The 17,142-nt window shown below is 70.7% G+C and carries 11 protein-coding genes; 3 read left to right on the forward strand and 8 right to left on the reverse strand.

The genetic code is table 11. From position 1 onward, the window contains the following. Positions 1–96: 96 nt before the first annotated feature. On the reverse strand, positions 97–1,341 hold the full coding sequence (locus tag ACZ4EF_RS26180) for an MFS transporter (protein ID WP_467506555.1): 1,245 nt from the start codon (positions 1,339–1,341) through the stop codon (positions 97–99). Between the two features lie 53 nt (positions 1,342–1,394). Between ACZ4EF_RS26180 and ACZ4EF_RS26185 the strand changes: the two genes are divergently transcribed. Beyond that, positions 1,395–2,219, forward strand: a complete 825-nt coding sequence (locus ACZ4EF_RS26185; protein WP_467506556.1) for an AraC family transcriptional regulator — start codon at positions 1,395–1,397, stop codon at positions 2,217–2,219. Here the strand turns inward: ACZ4EF_RS26185 and ACZ4EF_RS26190 are convergent. The 3 genes from ACZ4EF_RS26190 to ACZ4EF_RS26200 form a co-directional block, all read right to left on the reverse strand. After that, positions 2,172–3,701, reverse strand: coding sequence for a GDSL-type esterase/lipase family protein (locus ACZ4EF_RS26190; protein ID WP_355335236.1), 1,530 nt, complete (start codon positions 3,699–3,701; stop codon positions 2,172–2,174). The genes ACZ4EF_RS26185 and ACZ4EF_RS26190 overlap by 48 nt on opposite strands. A 139-nt stretch (positions 3,702–3,840) precedes the next feature. After that, entirely contained in the window at positions 3,841–4,986 is a 1,146-nt protein-coding gene (locus ACZ4EF_RS26195) for a permease (RefSeq protein ID WP_391162788.1), read from the reverse strand. Beyond that, a complete protein-coding gene (locus ACZ4EF_RS26200) occupies positions 4,886–5,554 on the reverse strand; it encodes an STAS domain-containing protein (protein ID WP_467349748.1) in 669 nt (222 codons plus the stop codon). The genes ACZ4EF_RS26195 and ACZ4EF_RS26200 overlap by 101 nt, the downstream gene beginning before the upstream one ends. A gap of 130 nt (positions 5,555–5,684) precedes the next feature. Between ACZ4EF_RS26200 and ACZ4EF_RS26205 the strand changes: the two genes are divergently transcribed. Further along, entirely contained in the window at positions 5,685–6,083 is a 399-nt protein-coding gene (locus ACZ4EF_RS26205; RefSeq protein ID WP_402713236.1) for a helix-turn-helix transcriptional regulator, read from the forward strand. Between the two features lie 167 nt (positions 6,084–6,250). After that, positions 6,251–7,153, forward strand: a complete 903-nt coding sequence (gene htpX / locus ACZ4EF_RS26210) for a zinc metalloprotease HtpX (protein WP_391048225.1) — start codon at positions 6,251–6,253, stop codon at positions 7,151–7,153. A 177-nt stretch (positions 7,154–7,330) separates the two neighbouring features. Here the strand turns inward: htpX and ACZ4EF_RS26215 are convergent, their stop codons facing one another. The 4 genes from ACZ4EF_RS26215 to ACZ4EF_RS26230 all read right to left on the reverse strand — a co-directional run bounded on the left by ACZ4EF_RS26215 (position 7,331) and on the right by ACZ4EF_RS26230 (position 17,142). After that, a complete protein-coding gene (locus ACZ4EF_RS26215; protein WP_467506557.1) occupies positions 7,331–13,051 on the reverse strand; it encodes a family 78 glycoside hydrolase catalytic domain in 5,721 nt (1,906 codons plus the stop codon). Positions 13,052–13,403: 352 nt separating this feature from the next. Further along, on the reverse strand, positions 13,404–14,771 hold the full coding sequence (locus ACZ4EF_RS26220) for a sulfatase family protein (protein ID WP_467506558.1): 1,368 nt from the start codon (positions 14,769–14,771) through the stop codon (positions 13,404–13,406). Then, positions 14,768–16,258: a sulfatase family protein gene (locus ACZ4EF_RS26225; RefSeq protein ID WP_467506559.1), complete on the reverse strand. Its 1,491-nt coding sequence runs from the start codon at positions 16,256–16,258 to the stop codon at positions 14,768–14,770. Before ACZ4EF_RS26225 ends, ACZ4EF_RS26220 begins: the two co-directional genes overlap by 4 nt. Beyond that, positions 16,255–17,142 carry a carbohydrate ABC transporter permease gene (locus ACZ4EF_RS26230; protein ID WP_355335253.1) on the reverse strand — a complete coding sequence of 296 codons (888 nt, stop codon included), beginning with the start codon at positions 17,140–17,142 and terminating at the stop codon, positions 16,255–16,257. The genes ACZ4EF_RS26225 and ACZ4EF_RS26230 overlap by 4 nt, the downstream gene beginning before the upstream one ends.

Raw genomic sequence — 17,142 nt, forward strand, 5'->3', positions numbered from 1 at the left:
GCCCCGCGCGCCGCGCCGCTGACCCGCTTCCCCAGCGGTGCGGCGCGGTGCGGCTCCCCGCGGGGCAGAACAGCCGGACCCCGGTCCTGTGCTCGCCTACGCACGCTTGCGCAGGACCAGCCAGGAAGAGGCGAGGACCCCGGTCCCGGCCGCCGCGCCGAGGACGAGCAGCGTGGTCCGAGGGGTGAGGTATTGGAGCGCGATGCCGCCCGCCACCGCCGGTAGCGAGAGCCCGACGTAGCCGGCGAGGAAGAACCCGGAAAGGCTCTCGCCGAGCTTGTCGGGAGGCGAGAGGGCGACGACGCTGCCGAGGGTCCCCTTGTACAGGATCGCGGCCCCGGCGCCGATCACACCGCCGCCGGCCAGGAACAGACCGAGGCTGGGAGTGGGCAGCCAGGCCGCCACGACGACCATCGCCAGGCCGGCGAGGTCGATCGGGAGGCCGACGACGAGCAGTCGCCTGACCGGCCACGTGCCGGTGGCGACCAGGGCCACGATGCCGACGGCGCACGCGATGAAGATCGCCAGCCCGGCCATCGCCAGCGACGTGTCGCCGATCACCCTGGCCAGGAACGTTCCGGCCAGGCCCAGGAAGATGGCGACTCCGGCGTAGGCCACGAACACCTCGACCAGCAGCCCGAAGTACCGGGGCCTGGCATGGATCGGGACCGAGACCCGCTGGGGGCGGTACGGCGGCAGGGGGCGCGGCCGGTGGCGGGTCTCGGGTGACGCGATCAAGGCGATCGCCCCGACGACCAGAGCGGCGAGCAGTACCAGGTAGGGCAGGACGAGCGGGTGCGGCGCGTACTGGGCCAGCAGGCCCGCGCACAGTCCGCCGAGGCCGAGCCCGCCGAAGTTGGCGCCCGCGGCGGCCAGTTGGGGTCGCCGGACGGTCTCGGTCCCGGGGCGGTGTCCCGTGTGCAATTCGTTGAGGTAGGCGGTGGCGGTGGAGACGGTGAGACCCACGGCCACCCCGGTCAGGACGCGCGCGACGAACAGCCCGGCCAGGCCGGGCCAGAAGATGAACACCACCGCGCTGACGCTCGACAGGCACACGGCGGCGAGCAGGTGGACGCGGCGGCCGTGGACGTCGGAGAGGTGACTGGCGAGGGACAGGCTCGCGACCACGCCCACCGCGTAGGCGGCGAACACGATCGTCACCATCAGCGACGAGAAGTGATCCCGGTCGGCGTAGAGCACGTAGAGCGGACTCGGCGCGGTGGAGAAGGCGAGCACCGCCAGGAAGACCCAGGTCGCGGCCCAGAAGCCGAAATGGTGATGGCGCGGAGAGGGCACCGGTCGTAGTGAGGCGACGGGTTGCCCGGTGGTGGAAACGGTCATGAGTCCAAGATCGTCATTCCCGGCCCGACCTACCACCGGTATAGTGCCAGGTGATGCCGGAAAGTAGCCACATCGTCGACAACGCGCTGGAGATGGGCAGCCTGCCGCTCCTGCACGGCGACCATGTCCCGTCGCACCGCCATGGGCAGGGCCATCTCGTGTACCCCGCCACCGGTGTGCTGTCGGTCACGACCAGGGAAGGCACCTGGATCGCACCCGCGACCCGGCTGGCCTGGACGCCCGGCGGCTTCGAGCACCATCACCGGGCCTACGGGTTCACCGACATGCGCGTCATCTTCCTCCCGGCCGCCCTCGCCGCCCGCCTCCCGGACCGCCCCGCGGTGTTCGCCGTCTCGGCCCTGGTCCGCGAGGTCCTGCTCGCCCTGACCGACGACACCGACACGCCCCGGTCACCGACGGCCCTCGACCGGCTGCGCGCCGTCGTCATCGACGAACTCGTGCCCGCCTCCGAGGAACCGTTGCACCTGCCCGAGCCACGTGACGACCGGCTCCGCGCGCTCAGCCGCCTCCTGCACGACGACCCCGCCGACAACGCCACCTTGACCGAACTCGGCACGCGGGTCGGCGCCGGCCAACGGACCCTGACCCGGCTCTTCCACGACGAGCTCGGCATGAGCTTCCGGCAGTGGCGTACCCAACTGCGCCTCCACCACGCCCTCACCCTCCTCGCCGCCGGACACACGGTCACCCACACCGCGGCGGCCTGCGGATGGGCCAACCCGACCAGCTTCATCGAGGCGTTCACCGCCGCCCTCGGAGCGACCCCCGCCCGCTACCGCCACGATCCCGACGCCCGGCGGCCGATCGCCTCACCGCACCGGAGCCGAGGGCGAGGAACTGTCCGTGGTACCGGGTGACGTGCCGTCCGTGGGCGCGTCGCTCGGTGTATTGCGGAGCTCGGCGAGTGCCTGCTGGTCGGCGAGGGCGATGGCCAGTTCACCGGCGGCGGTGGGGTGCAGCGGAGCCTGGTCGGCGGCGTTCTGGACGAAGGGCTGCTCGCTGCACAGCCGGTGGCCTTCGAAGTCCGGCTGGGCGGTTGCGAAGTGGAAGGCGTCCGCGCCCTGCTGGAGCACGGCGTTGAGGTTGGCCAGGCGGGATTTGAGGACCTTCACCTTGGCCTCGGTGAGGCCGTCCTTTTCGAGGCACCTGATGTCGGGGCCGAAGGGCTCGTAGTACTGGTTGATGAGCACGTCGGGGTGGTGAGGGAGGTCGGAGAGCTGCTGGAGCAGATCGAGGTAGTTCTGCGAGAACGTCGAGAGCTGCTCCTTGAAGTACGCCGTGGACGCCTTGTCGTCGCAGACGGGCGCTTTGGCGCACAGGCCCGTCAGCACGGCCCAGTTCATGTCGTTGGCCCCGACGCTGACAATGATCACCGACGCGCTCGACGCGCGCTGCGCCACCGCGAGCTGCGGCGGTACGGCCTGGTCGCCGCGGAGCTGTACGCCGAGGAGGCCGTCGGTCACGGTCGCGCCCTGGCAGGCGAGGTTCAGCACGTTCCAGTCGTTGACCCGGCCGAGAACGGCGGCGAACGCGTCGGAACTGCGCCCGCAGGTCTTGTCCAGCGCGCTGGGGTCCTTGACCGGCTGGTTGCCGATTCCCGCGGCGGTGGAGTCGCCCAGCACCACGGCGTGCACGCCGGTCAGCTGCGGTCCCTTGGCCGGGGCGACCGGCTCCGTCGGCGCGCGCCCCACCAGGTCGTCGAGCGTACGCACCTGCCGGAGCGCCTGAGGAGTGCCGGACGCCATGAGGTACACGCCGAGCGCGTTGACGGCACTCACGGTCAGGACGCACACACCGACCATCGTCAGCGTGGTACGGCGCGGGGCGCGCCGGATTCCGGCCACGGCCACCGCGACGACGGCCGCGCAGCCGGCCGCGATGAGGAGCTCCCAGACGCAGTAGCGGATCCACCCGGCGGCCAGCTGCCGGCTGAGGGTCAGCTGGAGTGTGTCGTGGTCGTCGGACCGGACGATCTGGTTGACCTGCGAGTTGATGCTGATGTCCGCGAGCTTCAGGCGCGGCCGGATCGGTCCCTGGAAGTGCGGCTCGGTCGCCAGTGCTTCTCCGAACAGGTCGAGTTCGCCGGGTCCTGACAGGCTGAGGTCGGGCGCGACGGCGCCCACTTCGACGGTCTGGCCGGCCGCGGTGACGGACTGCATCGGGGTGAGACGTACCGCCAGCCAGATGGACGCGACGCAGACCGCGAGCAGCGCGACGACGGCCAGGAGGCTGTTCCGGCCGCGCCGGAGCCAGCGGCCTTTCGCGCTGCCGCGCCGGGGGCGGGCCACCGCCTCGTCGTCCCGGCGTTCTTGGAGGATCGGCAGTTCTGCTTTCGGCATGTCCCTCGCTCTCCGGCGGCGCCGGCCACTGATCGCACATCATCCGTTATATGGACGATACGACGTCCACCGCGCGGGATGTCGCGTCGGTGGGCCTGCGGAGGGTGATCCGTTCCGCCGTCAGCGGGCCGATTCGGCGTCAGCGGGCCGGTCCGCCGTCGTGCCCCCGGACGCCGCCCTGACCGTCCGGGCCCTCGGGCGCCCCTCCCATCATGCGGAGCATGGGGATTCCGCCGGTCCGCCAGAAGCGGATCACCAGTGCGGCGCCGACCAGGAGGAAGACGATGTTGAGCCAGGTCGTGTAGTCCCAGGAGATCCCGGCGGTGGGAATCCTCGCGTCGGCCTGATCGGGAATCAGGCCGAGCCCGCCGAAGACGAACTCGACGGCGTATCCGGCGACGACCATGGCCGCGTAGAAGGCGCCGAGCAGGTACAGCGCCATGCGGGCGCCGTAGTACCGCCGGTAGATGTTCAGGACGGGCAGGATCAGCAGGTCGGCGAAGAGGAAGGCCACGACCCCGCCGAAGCTGATGCCGCCCTTCCACAGCACCACCGCCAGCGGCACGTTCCCGATCGAGCAGACGAAGGACAGCAACGCCACCACGGGACCGATCAGCGGGCCCCACAGCTTGGACGCCAGCGGGTGGCCGTCGAAGAAGAACGCGCCCCAGAAGGCGTCGGGTACCCAGGCCGCCACGGCCCCCGCGACGAACAGACCGATCGCCAGGTCGCGCGCGATCGCCGCCCATTCCATGACGAAGACGTGCGCCACGGAGGTGAGGCCCTCGCCCGACAGCAGCCGCCGGGCGAAGGAGCCCTGCCGCCGCACGGACATGTCCATCGCCGCATGCCCCTCCATCGAACCCGCCAGCCCGCGCCCGGCCTGCTCACGGGCCTGCCGCACCAGCGGCTCGCGCAGGGTGAGCCGGAAGACGACCGCGAGTACCAGGATCATGACCGGGCCGCCGGTGAATTCGGCGGCGGTGAACTGCCAGCCCATCAAGAGGGCGAGGATCACGCCGAGCTCGACCACCAGATTCGTGGAGGCGATCTCGAAGGCCATGGCCGCGGTGAAGTCCGCGCCCTTGCGGAAGAGCGAGCGTGCCAGCGCGACGGCCGCGTACGAACACGACGAGGACGCCGCCCCGAGCGCCGAGGCCCGCAGGAGCGTACGCGGCCGGTCGTCACCGAGCAGTCGTACGACCGTGGACTTGCGCACGACCGCCTGGACCACCGCGGACAACGCGAATCCCAGGATCAGCGCCCACGTGATCTCCCACGTCATCGACCCGGTGATGGACAACGCGTGCAGGAGTGGGTGCATGGCCCCCATCCTCGTGGGTGGGGGCCTGCCATCCGGGCAATGACGTTTCCGCCCGCGTCATACGGAGCGGCCTTTCGCCGGCGGAACGGACCGCTTCCGGCGGGCGGCCCGGATCCGGCGGCGGCCCCTCGCCCTCGGCGTAGTCGAAGAGCCCGTCGGCGCCGGTCAGGCCCAGCACCCGCTGGACGGCCGGGCTGACGGCGGTCAGCCGGAGTACCGCTCCGGTGCACTGGGCCACGCGCCGGGCTCGGAGCAGCGCGTTGAGCCCGCCGCAGTCGAAGAAGGCGACGCCGCTCAGTTCCAGGCTCAGGCTGTCGCTCTCGCACAGCAGATGGTCGATGAGGACGCGGGCGAAGGTGTCCGCGCCGGTGAAGTCGATCTCGCCGCTGACAGTGACGACCGTGTGGCCGGCGCGCTGGCTCACCCGTACGGCCAGGGCGTCGGTCGGATGGGTGATCATCCGGGAGGTGTGGACCGCCGCGCCTGCGTCGTCGTCGTGCGCGGAGAGTCCGCGATCCCATTCGGACATGTCGAGGGCCCTCGCCTTCCCGATCCGGTGGCCACACCAAGTTTGTGGGCGGGCAGCAGAGGCGTCAAGCAAAACGTGAATCTGTGTTCATGCTTTGCAGATCGTGAATCGGAGATCCTACGATAGGGCGATGGACGATTCTGAGCCGCGCCCCGCCACCGGATGGACGTTCCTGACCAATCACGCACGTGTCCTGGCCGTCATCGCCCGCGACCCCGGGAGCCGGGTGCGGGACATAGCGGCGCGCTGCCTGCTCACCGAGCGCGCCGTACAGAAGATCATCGCCGACCTGGAGAGCGAGGGGTATCTCACGCACACCCGGGTCGGACGCTCCAACCTCTACGAGATCCCGGCCGGCACGGTGTTGCGCCACCCCGCCGACATGGGCCCGACCGTCGCGGACCTGCTGTCGATCCTCACCGTCCACCGGAACGGTTCCGAGCCCGAGCCCGAGCCCGCAGCCAAGCCCGAGCCCGCAGCCGCAGCCGGGTCCGGGTCCGAGTCCGGGTTCGAGTCCGGAGCGCGCTGACCTGCGCCGACGGGCACCCCTCGGGGCCGGGGCCCGGCTGCCCGGCACCGTCTCGCGGGCGACCTCGCGGAGCATACTGGGAGGTAGTGGACCACGGCGGCCGACCGCCGCACACGGCGGGTCGGCGGGCCGGGTCCGGCTCGCTTGAGATGAGGTGGTGAGCGGTGGTGCGCTCCCGGTTCGCGCCCGACTGGCGGCTCACGGTCCGCATGGTGACGGTGATGTTCCTGCTGGGCCTGGTGTTCGTGGCCTTCATCGCCGTGCTGGTCGCGCTGCTGAAGTCCGTGGTGGTCGTGGTGGTCATCGCGGCCGGCGTACTGGCGGCGCAGTACTGGTTCTCCGACCGGATCGCGCTGTTCGCGATGCGGGCCCATGAGGTCACCCCGCAGCAGCAGCCCGAACTGCACGGCGCGGTCGACCGGCTGTGCGCCCTGGCCGACATGCCGAAGCCGCTGGTGGCCGTCTCCGAGATGGACCTGCCTAACGCCTTCGCCACCGGCCGCAACGCCGACCACGCCGTGATCTGCGTGACGACCGGTCTGCTGCGGCGCCTGGAACCGGGCGAGCTGGACGGCGTGCTCGCCCACGAGCTGTCCCACGTCGCCCACCGGGACGTCGCGGTGATCACCATCGCCTCCTTCCTGGGCGTGCTCGCGGGGCTGCTGGTGCGCTTCGTCTTCTACTCGGAACTGTTCGGCCGGGGCCGCCGCGACCAGAACACCGCTGCGCTGCTCGCGATGATCATGGCGGTGTCCGTGGTCGTGTACGGGCTGAGCTTCCTGCTGATCCGGGCGCTGTCCCGGTACCGCGAGCTGGCGGCCGACCGCAGCGCGGCCGAACTGACCGGACGCCCCTCCGAACTGGCGTCCGCGCTGGTCAAGGTGAGCGGCACCATCGCCCGTATCCCCACCGAGGACCTGCGCACCGTCCGGGCCTTCAACGCCTTCTTCTTCACCCCGGCCCTGAAGGAGGGCTCGGCCCTCGCCTCGGTCTTCTCCACCCACCCCAGCCTGGAACGCCGCCTGGACGCCCTGGCGAAGCTCTCCACCGAGATGGGCCTGCGCGCCTGAGCGGTCGGCGCCGCCCGTCGAGGTCGTCGGGATGAGCGGGCGCCCGGACGCCTGGCCTGGGGTCGGACCGGCGCAGAAGAGCGCCCCGCGCCGACGGCCGGTGCCAGAGCTGAGGTGGCGGGCCGTGGGCGCGGGGCGGTCTTCATGGGGGTTGGTCGGCCGGTGGCCGACGGCGGGTCAGCGCACGCGGATGTGCGTCTGGGTGGAGGAGCCCTCGATCGACGAGTTGCCGACGTAGACCACCTTCAGGGTGCGCAGGCCCCGGGTGGTCATCTTCAGCGAAGCCGAGGCGGTGCCTCGGGCCGTGAGTTTGAGGGTCTTGACCCGGCGCCCGTTCTCGTAGACCACTACGTTCCCGCCGGGCGTGCCCGCCGTGGACGAGACCGTGACCTTGAGCGTCACCGACTGGTTCTTCTTCAGCGATGTCGCGGAGAGCCCGACGGCGACCCGCGACTTCGCCGCGGTGACCTTGGCGGTCTGCGGCGAGGTCGACGACGCGGATGCCTTGCCCGACTTGGACGCGGTCACCGTCACCGACAGCCGGTGCCCGATGTCGGCCTTGACCGGCCGGTAGGCCGACGCGGTCGCGCCGCCGATCAGCCGGCCGTCGCGCCGCCACTGGTAGCGGAAGGACAGGCCCGTGGTGTTCCACGAACCGGTGGTCGCGGTCAGCGCCGAACCGTACTTCGGCGTCCCGCCGATCTGGGGCGCGACCAGGGCCTTGATGGTGTCCACGTCCGCCAGGTCGACCACCACCGAGTGCACCGGCTCAGGGTTGCCGGCCACATCGGTGGAGAAGAAGTCGACCGTGTGCCGGCCGAATCCCTTGACCGAGGGGGTCTCCCCGGCCAGCACCTTCCAGGCGCTCCCGTCGATCCGGTAGGTCGTCGACGCGACGCCGCTGAGCGCGTCCTGGGCGGTGAGGCCGACCGTGGCCCGGTCCGCCTCCGCCGTCCCGGACTTGCGGGTCACCGCGACCTTGGTGACGGGAGCGGTCCCGTCGATCCACACCGACGCCGTCCGCTGACCGGTGGAGTTGCCGGCCGCGTCCTTCGCCCGGTAGGAGACCGCGTGCTTGCCGTCCCCGCTGACCAGGACGGGAGCGACGTACGCCTGCCAGCCGGCGGACCCGCCGACCTCGACCGTGGGAGCGGCGTCCCGGTTGTCGACGGCGGTGACGGCCACCGAGGCGTCGCCCCGGTACCAGCCGTTGTCGCCGGGCGCGGCGGCACTGGTCACCGTCGCGGAGGCCAGCGGAGCCAGGCTGTCGGCGGGCACCGGCAGCACCCAGCTGTCGGCGATCGACGGGTCGAAGTAGCCCGAGGCGTCGAGCGGGAACTCGTACTTGATGCGTACGGTGCCGTCGTTGGCGAGCGCGGCGGGGGTGTCGATGACCGTCTGGTAGGTCTTCGTGCCCATACCGGTCTCGGTGCGCTTGAGCGTGTACGTCTTCACCAGGGTGTCGTTGACGTAGATGTTGTACTTCTTCGTCCTGGCGCCGTCGAACGTCTCCCGGTTGCGGAGCATGAACGGCTTGCCCGGCGTCACGTGCGCCACGGCCGAGTACCACGAGCCCGGGTTGGCCGAGTTCGCGTAGCGTCGGTCGAAACCGGCTTCGGTGTTCGTCCCGCTGGCCGGTGCGGCCATGATCGCGTGGGCCTTCTCCGAGGCCGCGTTGCCGAAGTCGATGTAGTCGAGGACTTCCTGGGTCGGCGGCGCCGGGAGGTTGACCGTGATCTTCGCGGCCTTGTCGGCGAGCGTCACACCCTGGTCTACGAAGTCGACCTCGGCGGCCTGGTCACCCGCGACGGTCTCCAGTCCGGGGAACAGCGGCAGGACGACGGTCTTGGTCGCCCCGGGCTCGATCGTGACCCGGTCGGAGGCGGGCGGGGTCTTCCACCCGTCCGGCACGGCCGCCGTGAGCTGGCCCGACACCGCCGAGCCGCCGTTGTTCCTGACCGTCGCGGTCAGGGTCGCCTTCTCGTCCGAGCCGTCGACCGGACCGGCCGACGTCACGGTGGTGATCTCGACGCCCGACGTCACCGAGACCCACGGCGTCGAGTCGTTCAGGGTGAAGGTGCCGTACTGGCTGGTGAAGGTCAGCTTGACCGACGCGTTGTACGTGCCGGGCTTCTGGTGCTTCGGCACGCGGACCGTGAACGGCAGTTGGACGCGGTCGCCCGCTCCCAGCGTGTCCTTGGCCGAAGCGGTGGGGTCGACATTCCAGTCGTCGACCGTCACGACGGCCTTCAGGTCGCGGATCGCGGCCGTACCGGCGTTCGCGATCTCGACCGTTCCGGGGATGTTCGCGCCGGGGCCGCCGGGCTCGGCGACGGGCGGGACGACCACCGAGATTCCGAGATTCGCGGCGACCGCCTTGCCGAACAGCGCCTCGATCGCGTCCAGGCGCGCCGTCAGGTCGTTCTTGACCGGTCCGTCGACCGACGAGCCGGCCAGCCAGGTCCTGAGGGTACGGATCGGCGCGACGCCCTCGCTCAGACGCTGCGACGCCTGACCGGAGTCGCCCGCGACGTCCGCCGCGACGGCGTCCTCGACCTTGCCGCTCGCGGTGTCGAGCGCGGCGCCGACACGGGCGCGGTCGTCCGCGCCGAGGTCGCCCGCCGCCGCCAGGTCACCGGCGTGCGCGTCGGTCTTGTGGATCTCGGTGACGATGTCGCCGAACAGGGCGCGCTTGGCGTCGGAGTGGATCGCGTACGTACCCGAGCCGACGGTGAACGTGACGACGCCGTCGGCCACCGAGACGTCGCTGACGCCCTCGGCCTTCGTGATCGGCGTGCCGCCCTCGGTCACGGCCTCGATGTTGCGGGCCGGGACGCTGACGCGCGAGGTCGTGTTGACCGGGACCGTGATGTCCAGGGACATTCCCTGGTCGGTCTTCTTCCAGCTCGACCCGATCGTGCCGTACACGGACTCGTAGGTGCCCTGACCGCTGGTCAGGTCGCCGCCCACGGCCGGGGCGATCCTCGACTCCTTGTAACCGGCCTTGAGCGCCGAGATGCCGCCGATGTTCTGGTACATCCAGTCACCGACCGCGCCGTAGGCGTAGTGGTTGAAGGAGTTCATGCTGACATCGCCGAAGCTGCCGTCGGGGTTGATGGAGTTCCAGCGCTCCCACATCGTGGTGGCGCCGTGCTCGATCTCGTAGCCCCACGACGGGTAGTCCTTCTTCAGGATCATCGTGTAGGCCAGGTCGGAGCGCCCGATGCTGGTGAGCGCGGGGAGCAGCCACGGCGTTCCGAGGAAGCCGGTCGTGAGGTGGTAGTCGGTGGTCTTGAGCTTGGCGACGAACTTCTCGGCGACCTTCGCGCGCAGCGCTGGATCGGTCACGAGGTTCATGCCGAGCGCCATGGCGTACGCCGTCTGGCTGCCGCCCTGGACGGTGCCGTCGGCCGCCACGAGCTTCGCGGTGAACGCGGCGCGCACATCGGCGGACAGCTTGGCGTAGGTCGCCGCGTCGGCGTCCTCACCGATCGCCTTGGCCATCTCCGAGAGCATGCGCGCGTCTTCGGCGTAGTACGCGGTGCCGAGGACGTCCGTGCCGGTGTTGTCGTCGAGGTTGAGCCAGTCGTTCCAGTTGCCGCGCGCCGAGTCGATGAGGTCGTCGCCCGCGCCCTTCTTCACGAAGCCCAGGAACTTCGTCATCGAGGCGTAGTTGGCCCGCACGATGGCGTTGTCGCCCTGCGCGTGCCACACCGCGTACGGCACCGTGACGGCCGAGTCGGACCAGCCGAGGCCGCTGCCGAGGTCGATCGTCGGCACCGACGGCGCGATGCCCGGGTAGTTGCCGTCGCTGTAGGCGGAGTCCCGCAGGTCGGTCGTCCACTTGTTGAGGAATGCGCGGGTGTCGCGCAGATAACTCGCGGTCGGCGCGAAGACGTTGATGTCTCCGGTCCAGCCCAGGCGCTCGTCACGGGCCGGGGTGTCGGTCGGGATCGACAGGAAGTTGCCGCGCTGTCCCCACGAGATGTTGCTCTGGAGCTGGTTGAGCATCGCGTTGGAGGTCGTCAGCGTTCCGGTCGCCTTGAGGTCGGAGCCCCAGACGACGCCGGTGACGTCGCCGAGCGCGGGTGCGCTCTTGATGTGGGAGATCTCGAGGTAGCGGTAGCCGTGCTGGGTGAACTTCGGTTCGTAGACGACCGTGCCGGTCGCGCTGAACGTGTAGTAGTCGGTGACCTTCGCCGCGCGGAGATTGGCGGTGTAGAGGCTCCCGTCCTTGTTCAGGACCTCGCCGTAGCGGATCTTGACGGTCTGTCCCGCGACACCCTGGAGGCGCATCCGGGCGACACCGACCATGTTCTGGCCGAGGTCGTAGATGTACGTGTCGGCGGCGGGACTGATCCGCGTCAGCGCCGGAAGCTCGCCGGTCACGCGCACGGGCTCATCGGGCTGGGCCACGAGCTTGGCGGTGTCGGAGGCGCCGATCGTGACGGGGTTCCACGCCGCGTCGTCGTAGTCGGGGCGGTCCCAGCCGGGCTGTTCGGCCCGCGCGTCGTACGTCTCGCCGTCGATGTTGTCGGCGGCCGCGTAGGGACCCGAGTGGCTCTTCCACGTGCTGTCGGTCTTGACGATCTGGTGCGTTCCGTCGGTGTAGTCGATGCGCACCTGCGCGATCAGGCCGACGGAGTTGCCGAACATGCCGGGGCCCCACATGCCGACCTTGCCGGCCCACCAGCCGTCACCGAGCTCCGCGCCGATCGCGTTCCGGCCGTTGCCGACCTGGTCGGTGATGTCATAGGTCTGGTACTGGACGCGCTTGCGGTAGTCGGTGTCGCCGGGGGCCAGGAACTGGTCGCCGACCTTCCTGCCGTTGAGCTCCAGCTCGTAGGTGCCGTGCGCCGAGGCGTACACCCGGGCCCGCGCGACCGTCTTGCCGGGTTCGGTGGTGAACTCCTTGCGCAGCAGCGGCAGATTGCTGTCGCTGGTCCGCAGGATCACGTCGAGCTTCTTCTCCACGAGCAGCCCGTCCGGCGTCAGGGCGCCGCCGGTGAACGGGTTCTCGGTCCCGGAGAAGTCGGTCCGGAACAGTACGTCACCGGCCTTCGAGGTGACCTTGACGGCGTGGATGTGCGCGGCCTCCGGTCCCTCGTTGGCGAGGTCCTGGCGGAAACCGATGAAGCCCTTGGCGAAGGTGGTGTCGGTCCGGCTGTCGATCTGGGCGCCGTCGAGCTTCGTGGTGATCGTCGGGCCGTCCACGGTGAGCGACAGGCGGTGCGTGCCGGTGAGCAGTTGGGCGGACGTCAGCGTCGTGATCGGGATGTTCCCGAGCAGGGAGAAGCCGCCGTTGACCTTCTTGTGCGGCCGGAACTTCGGGACTCCGGTCCCGTCCGCGGTGCTGATCTGCCACATGTACGCGTTGCCGGTGTCCGACGCGCGCAGGTAGACGCCCAGCGCCAGGTTGTCGAGGGTGAAGTCGATGTCCGTGGTGTAGTCGTTCCACTTGTCGATCTCACCGCCGGCGGACTTGCCGATCCAGTCGCCGGTCCACTCGGCCGCGTCGAGGATGCCGGTCTCGAACCAGCCGGGAGCGCTCCAGTCGCTGGCCCGGCCGTCTCCGTCCCAGACCCTGGCCTGCCAGTAGTAGCGGGTCTGCGAGGTCAACTTCGGGCCGCCGTACCGCACATCGAGCTGGTCGCTCGACGCGACCTTCCCCGAGGACCACACGTCGTCGGCGGCAGCGCTGGTGCCGACCCGGACCTCGTACGCCGTCTGCACCACGCCACGGGCGCTCGACGTCGACTTCCAACTGAACGTCGGGGCGTCGCCCGCGATGCCGAGCGGGTTGGTCCGGGCATTCGTCTGAAGAGCGCCGACCGTGAGGCCGTTCCCCTGCGCCGCGGCGGCCGCCGGGTCGGCGGCCAGGAAGGCGACGGCAAGCATGACGAGCGCCGCGAGCAGAGCGATCAGGCGTCGCCCTCCGGGCGCGGCGGGTGGAGCGGGAAGTCCGGCAACTGGTCTGGCAGGCGTCATGTCGACGGGCCTTTCGTGGCAAGTTCGTGGCAAGAGAAAGCCCTCGCGGCTCTCGCCACGAGGTGAAACGTTCCAAAAATGATGTGACGGCCGTCTCATGTCAAGAGTTTGGACAAGATCAGCACGCGCTTGACCGTGCCAAGGTGCGCGACCGCACCACCTGACACACGTTCATCGGCGATTGAAACGACACACAATTGAGCTGGACCAGCGGCGCGAGGCGTTACCCGGAGGGCCGGGCGGCGGATCGGGGCGCGAGGTCTCAGTAGGGAATCGCGAAGACGCGGTCGCGGGTCCGGCTCGCCACGCCGTCGGGGAGGACGAGGCGTTTGAGGAAGTCCGTGTCCCCGGTGTCCAGGCACCATTGGAGGAGCGTCGCGCGCAGCCGTTCGCGCAGGGCGTCGTGGCTCTCCTCCACCGCCAGGTTCCGGGTCTCGCCCGGATCGGCGCGCAGATCGTGGAGTTGTTCGCGCCAGCGGCCCCAGCTGTAGACCGTGTATTTGTGGCGTGCGGTGATCAGTGAGCGCCCGCGCGTCAGGGGCGGGTCCGGACGTTCGAAGAGGGTCTCGACCACGATGTGGTCGTGGCCGCAGGGTACTTCGGGGGCGGCCAGGAGGTTCCTGCCGCGCAGTCCGGGCGGGGCCGGGACGCCCGCCGCGGCGCACAGGGTGGGCAGCAGGTCCAGGCCGACGGAGACCAGCGCGTCGCTCACGCCGCCGCTGCCGCGACCGCCCGGCGGCCGGATGACGAGCGGGACCCTGACGGCTTCCTCGAAGAGCGCGGTCTTCTGGTTCCACGCGTGGGCCGCGTCGCCGTCGCCGTGGTCGCTGGTGAACACCACCAGGGTGTCGTCGGCCGCGCCCGTGGAGTGCAGCGCGTCGAGCACGGTGCCCAGTGCCGCGTCGGCCTGTTCGACCAGGCGGGCGTAGGTGTGACGGTACCGCCGCCAGTCGTCGGGGGTGTAGCCGGCGGTCCCGTACACCGCGGCCTGGACGGCCTGTTCGTGCCGGACGGCCTCGGGTTCGTAGGGATGCCGGCCGAAGTTCGACGGGAGCGGCGGGGCTCGGCGTACCGGAACCGCGGGCACGTCCCCGTACGGCATGGGCTGGTCCCTGGCGTACTCGCAGACAGTGTGTGGATCGTCGAAGGAGGCGACCAGGGCGAAGGGCCGGTCGCCGGGCACGCGGGAGGTGAGCCAGCGCGCGCAGGCGTCGGCCAGACCGGCGTCGCCGAAGGGGCGCAGCACGGTGAAGCCGTCCTCGGGCGTCGCGCTCGCAGTCCGCGCGTGCCACTTGCCCGCGTAGAGGGTGTCGTAGCCGGCGGCCCTGAGCAGGTGGCCGAGGCTGTCGGGACGACGGCCCGGATCGCTGCCGGGGGCGGAGGATGCCGGGGCGTTGCCGTTGACGCCCAGTTCGTGCGGGTACCGCCCGGTCAGCAGGCTGCCGCGCGCCGGGACGCACAGCGGGAAGGTGGTGTAGGCACGGTCGAAACGGGTGCCCTGCGCGGCGAGGCGGTCCACGTGCGGTGTCGAGACATGACCGGCGCCTGCGCAGCCGAGCATGTGCGCCGCGTGCTGGTCGGTCAGCAGCACGAGGATGTTGGGGCGTTCGGCCCCGGCGGGGGCCTTCATCGCGCGGCGCCACGGGACGCCTGGCCGTGGTCCTCCGTCTGCTTCCGCGCTCGCGCCGTCCACGCCGCCAGGGCCGACCGGCCCGGCCACGGATCGCCGGTGCGGTCCAATTCGCCGGTCAGCGCCGCCGCGAGGGCGACCGCCTGGGCGGACCGGTCCGCGACGACGTCCGTGCGCTCGTAGGGGTCCGCCGCGAGGTCGAACAGCCGTACCGTGACCGTGCCTTCGGGTGCGTACGCGGCCACCAGCTTGTGCGTGCGGGTGCGCAGGCCGCGGATGTCGGGGTCGCCGGGCCCGGCCGCGGGTCCCAGATACAGCGCGGCCCCTGGCCGTACGGCGCCCCGGTCGCCGGGCGGTGCGAGCAGCGCCCCGGACAGGTCGCGCCCCTGCGTGCCCTCGACGATCGCGTCCGCCACGCCGAGCAGGCCCAGAACGGTGGGCGCGACATCGGGCGAACTCAGCAGCAGGTCGTCGCGGCCGGGCGGGACGTGGCCGGGCCGGGAGACCAGGAACGGCACGCGCATCGACTCCTCGTAGGGCACGTTCTTGTACATCAGACCGTGGCTGCCCAGTTGCATACCGTGGTCCGAGGTGAACACCACGAATGTGTCGCCGGTCAGCCGGTGCTCGTCCAGGGCGGCGAGCACCCGGCCGATCTGGTGGTCCACGCCGGTGACCGCGGCGTAGTAGGAGGGCGCGGCGCGTGCGGCCTCGGCGGCCTCCGGACGGTCCCAGTCGACGTTCGGCCGGGTCAGCAGTTCCCGCGCTGACCGTGTCGAGTAGCCGTCCAGGTACCGCTGCGGCACCTGGTCGAAGGGCTGGTGCGGCGGGTTGTAGGACAGCACGAGGGCGAACGGCGTGCCGCCGCGGTGGTAGTCGCGTGCCGCGCCGTCGAGGAAGGACAGGGCGACATCGGTCTCGTGCTCGGCCGACCACTGGTCGACCCTGACCGGGGCCTCGCGGGGCGCGTCGCCGGTCCAGTAATGGGGCCGGGCGTGGTCGTCGCAGCAGCCGTGGGAGTACCAGAAGCCGAAGCCGTGCCTGCGGTCGGGCGCGGTGTACGCGTCCCAGACCCGGCCGTCCTCGCGGACGCCTTCCCCGGCCGCCGTGTCCGCCGGCACCGGGGCCTCCAGATGCCACTTGCCGATGTAGCCGAGCGCGTACCCCTCGTCGGCGAGGACGTCCGACCAGCACCGTGTTTCCGGCCGCAGCCCCACGCCGAGTTCGGCGGTCGCGGAGTTGACGTTGAGGTGGACGCCGTTGCCGTACGGGTAGCGTCCGGTCATCAGCATCGCCCGACAGGGGCTGCACACCGGGTAGTTGCTCACCGCCTGCGTCAGCACCCTGGACCTTTCGGCCAGTTCGTCGAGGGCCGGGGTGCGGACCGGGTCCTCGCCCAGGAATCCGAGGCAGCCGGCCCGCCACTGGTCGGCGATCACCAGGACGAGATTGGGGCGTCGTACGGAACCGTCCTCCCCCGGCGTCATTTGCCCATCCCCAGGGTGAGACCTTCGGTGAGCCGCCGTCCCAGCCAGATGTAGACGACCAGCATGGGCAGGACGACGATGCACAGCCCGGCGAACAGGCCGCCCCAGTCGGCGCCGCTGTACGTCTGTTGCTGCACGAAGGAGATCAGCGCGATCGGCAGCGTGTAGTTGTCGGTGGACTGGAGCAGGGTCAGGGCGAGCAGCGTCTCATTCCAGTGCGCGATGACCTGGAGAACGAACGCGGTGACGATGCCGCCGCGGGCGACGGGCAGCATGATCCGCCAGAAGGTGGCGGCCGGGGAGACCCCGTCCAGGGCCGCGGCCTCCTCCAACTCCTTCGGCAGCGAGCGGAAGAAGCCGGTCAGCAGGAAGACGGTGAAGGGCAGCGAGACGCCGATGTAGACCAGATTGAGGCCGAGCAGGCTGTCGGTGAGGTAGACGCGGTTGAGCATGACGAACAGCGGGATGAGGATCACCTGCACCGGCACACCGAGGCCGAGCACGAAGAACAGCGTGAGTCCGCGGCTCAGTCGGGTGTCCTGCCGGGACAGGTAGTACCCGGCGGGCGCGGCGACGGCGACGGTCAGCACCGAGGAGATCCCGGTGACCACCACCGAGTTGAACGCCGCCCGCCCGAATCCGCTGACCGTCCAGGCGTGCACGAAATTGTGCGCGGACAGCGAGTGCGGCAGACCCCACGGCGAGGAGAGGATGGACCGGGTGTCGCGGAACGACTGGAGCACCAGCCAGACCAGTCCGGCGACGTTGGCGGCGACGAACAGCCAGGTCACGGCCACGCCCGCGGTGCGCAGCGGGCTGCGTCCGCCGAGCGGTGTCCGGCCGCGCGGCCCGGCCGGCCGTCTGACCTGCAAGAGGGAACTCAT

The organism is Streptomyces sp. NPDC025721, assembly GCF_055558595.1.

Bases quoted from the DNA above. Each gene is read 5' to 3' on its own strand.
- ACZ4EF_RS26205 (WP_402713236.1), top strand. From the start codon at position 5,685: ATGGACGATTCTGAGCCGCGCCCCGCCACCGGATGGACGTTCCTGACC.
- ACZ4EF_RS26220 (WP_467506558.1), bottom strand. From the start codon at position 14,771: ATGAAGGCCCCCGCCGGGGCCGAACGCCCCAACATCCTCGTGCTGCTG.
- ACZ4EF_RS26200 (WP_467349748.1), bottom strand. From the start codon at position 5,554: ATGTCCGAATGGGATCGCGGACTCTCCGCGCACGACGACGACGCAGGC.
- ACZ4EF_RS26215 (WP_467506557.1), bottom strand. From the start codon at position 13,051: ATGCTTGCCGTCGCCTTCCTGGCCGCCGACCCGGCGGCCGCCGCGGCG.
- ACZ4EF_RS26190 (WP_355335236.1), bottom strand. From the start codon at position 3,701: ATGCCGAAAGCAGAACTGCCGATCCTCCAAGAACGCCGGGACGACGAG.
- ACZ4EF_RS26230 (WP_355335253.1), bottom strand. From the start codon at position 17,142: ATGAGTTCCCTCTTGCAGGTCAGACGGCCGGCCGGGCCGCGCGGCCGG.
- ACZ4EF_RS26180 (WP_467506555.1), bottom strand. From the start codon at position 1,341: ATGACCGTTTCCACCACCGGGCAACCCGTCGCCTCACTACGACCGGTG.
- ACZ4EF_RS26195 (WP_391162788.1), bottom strand. From the start codon at position 4,986: ATGACGTGGGAGATCACGTGGGCGCTGATCCTGGGATTCGCGTTGTCC.
- ACZ4EF_RS26185 (WP_467506556.1), top strand. From the start codon at position 1,395: ATGCCGGAAAGTAGCCACATCGTCGACAACGCGCTGGAGATGGGCAGC.
- ACZ4EF_RS26225 (WP_467506559.1), bottom strand. From the start codon at position 16,258: ATGACGCCGGGGGAGGACGGTTCCGTACGACGCCCCAATCTCGTCCTG.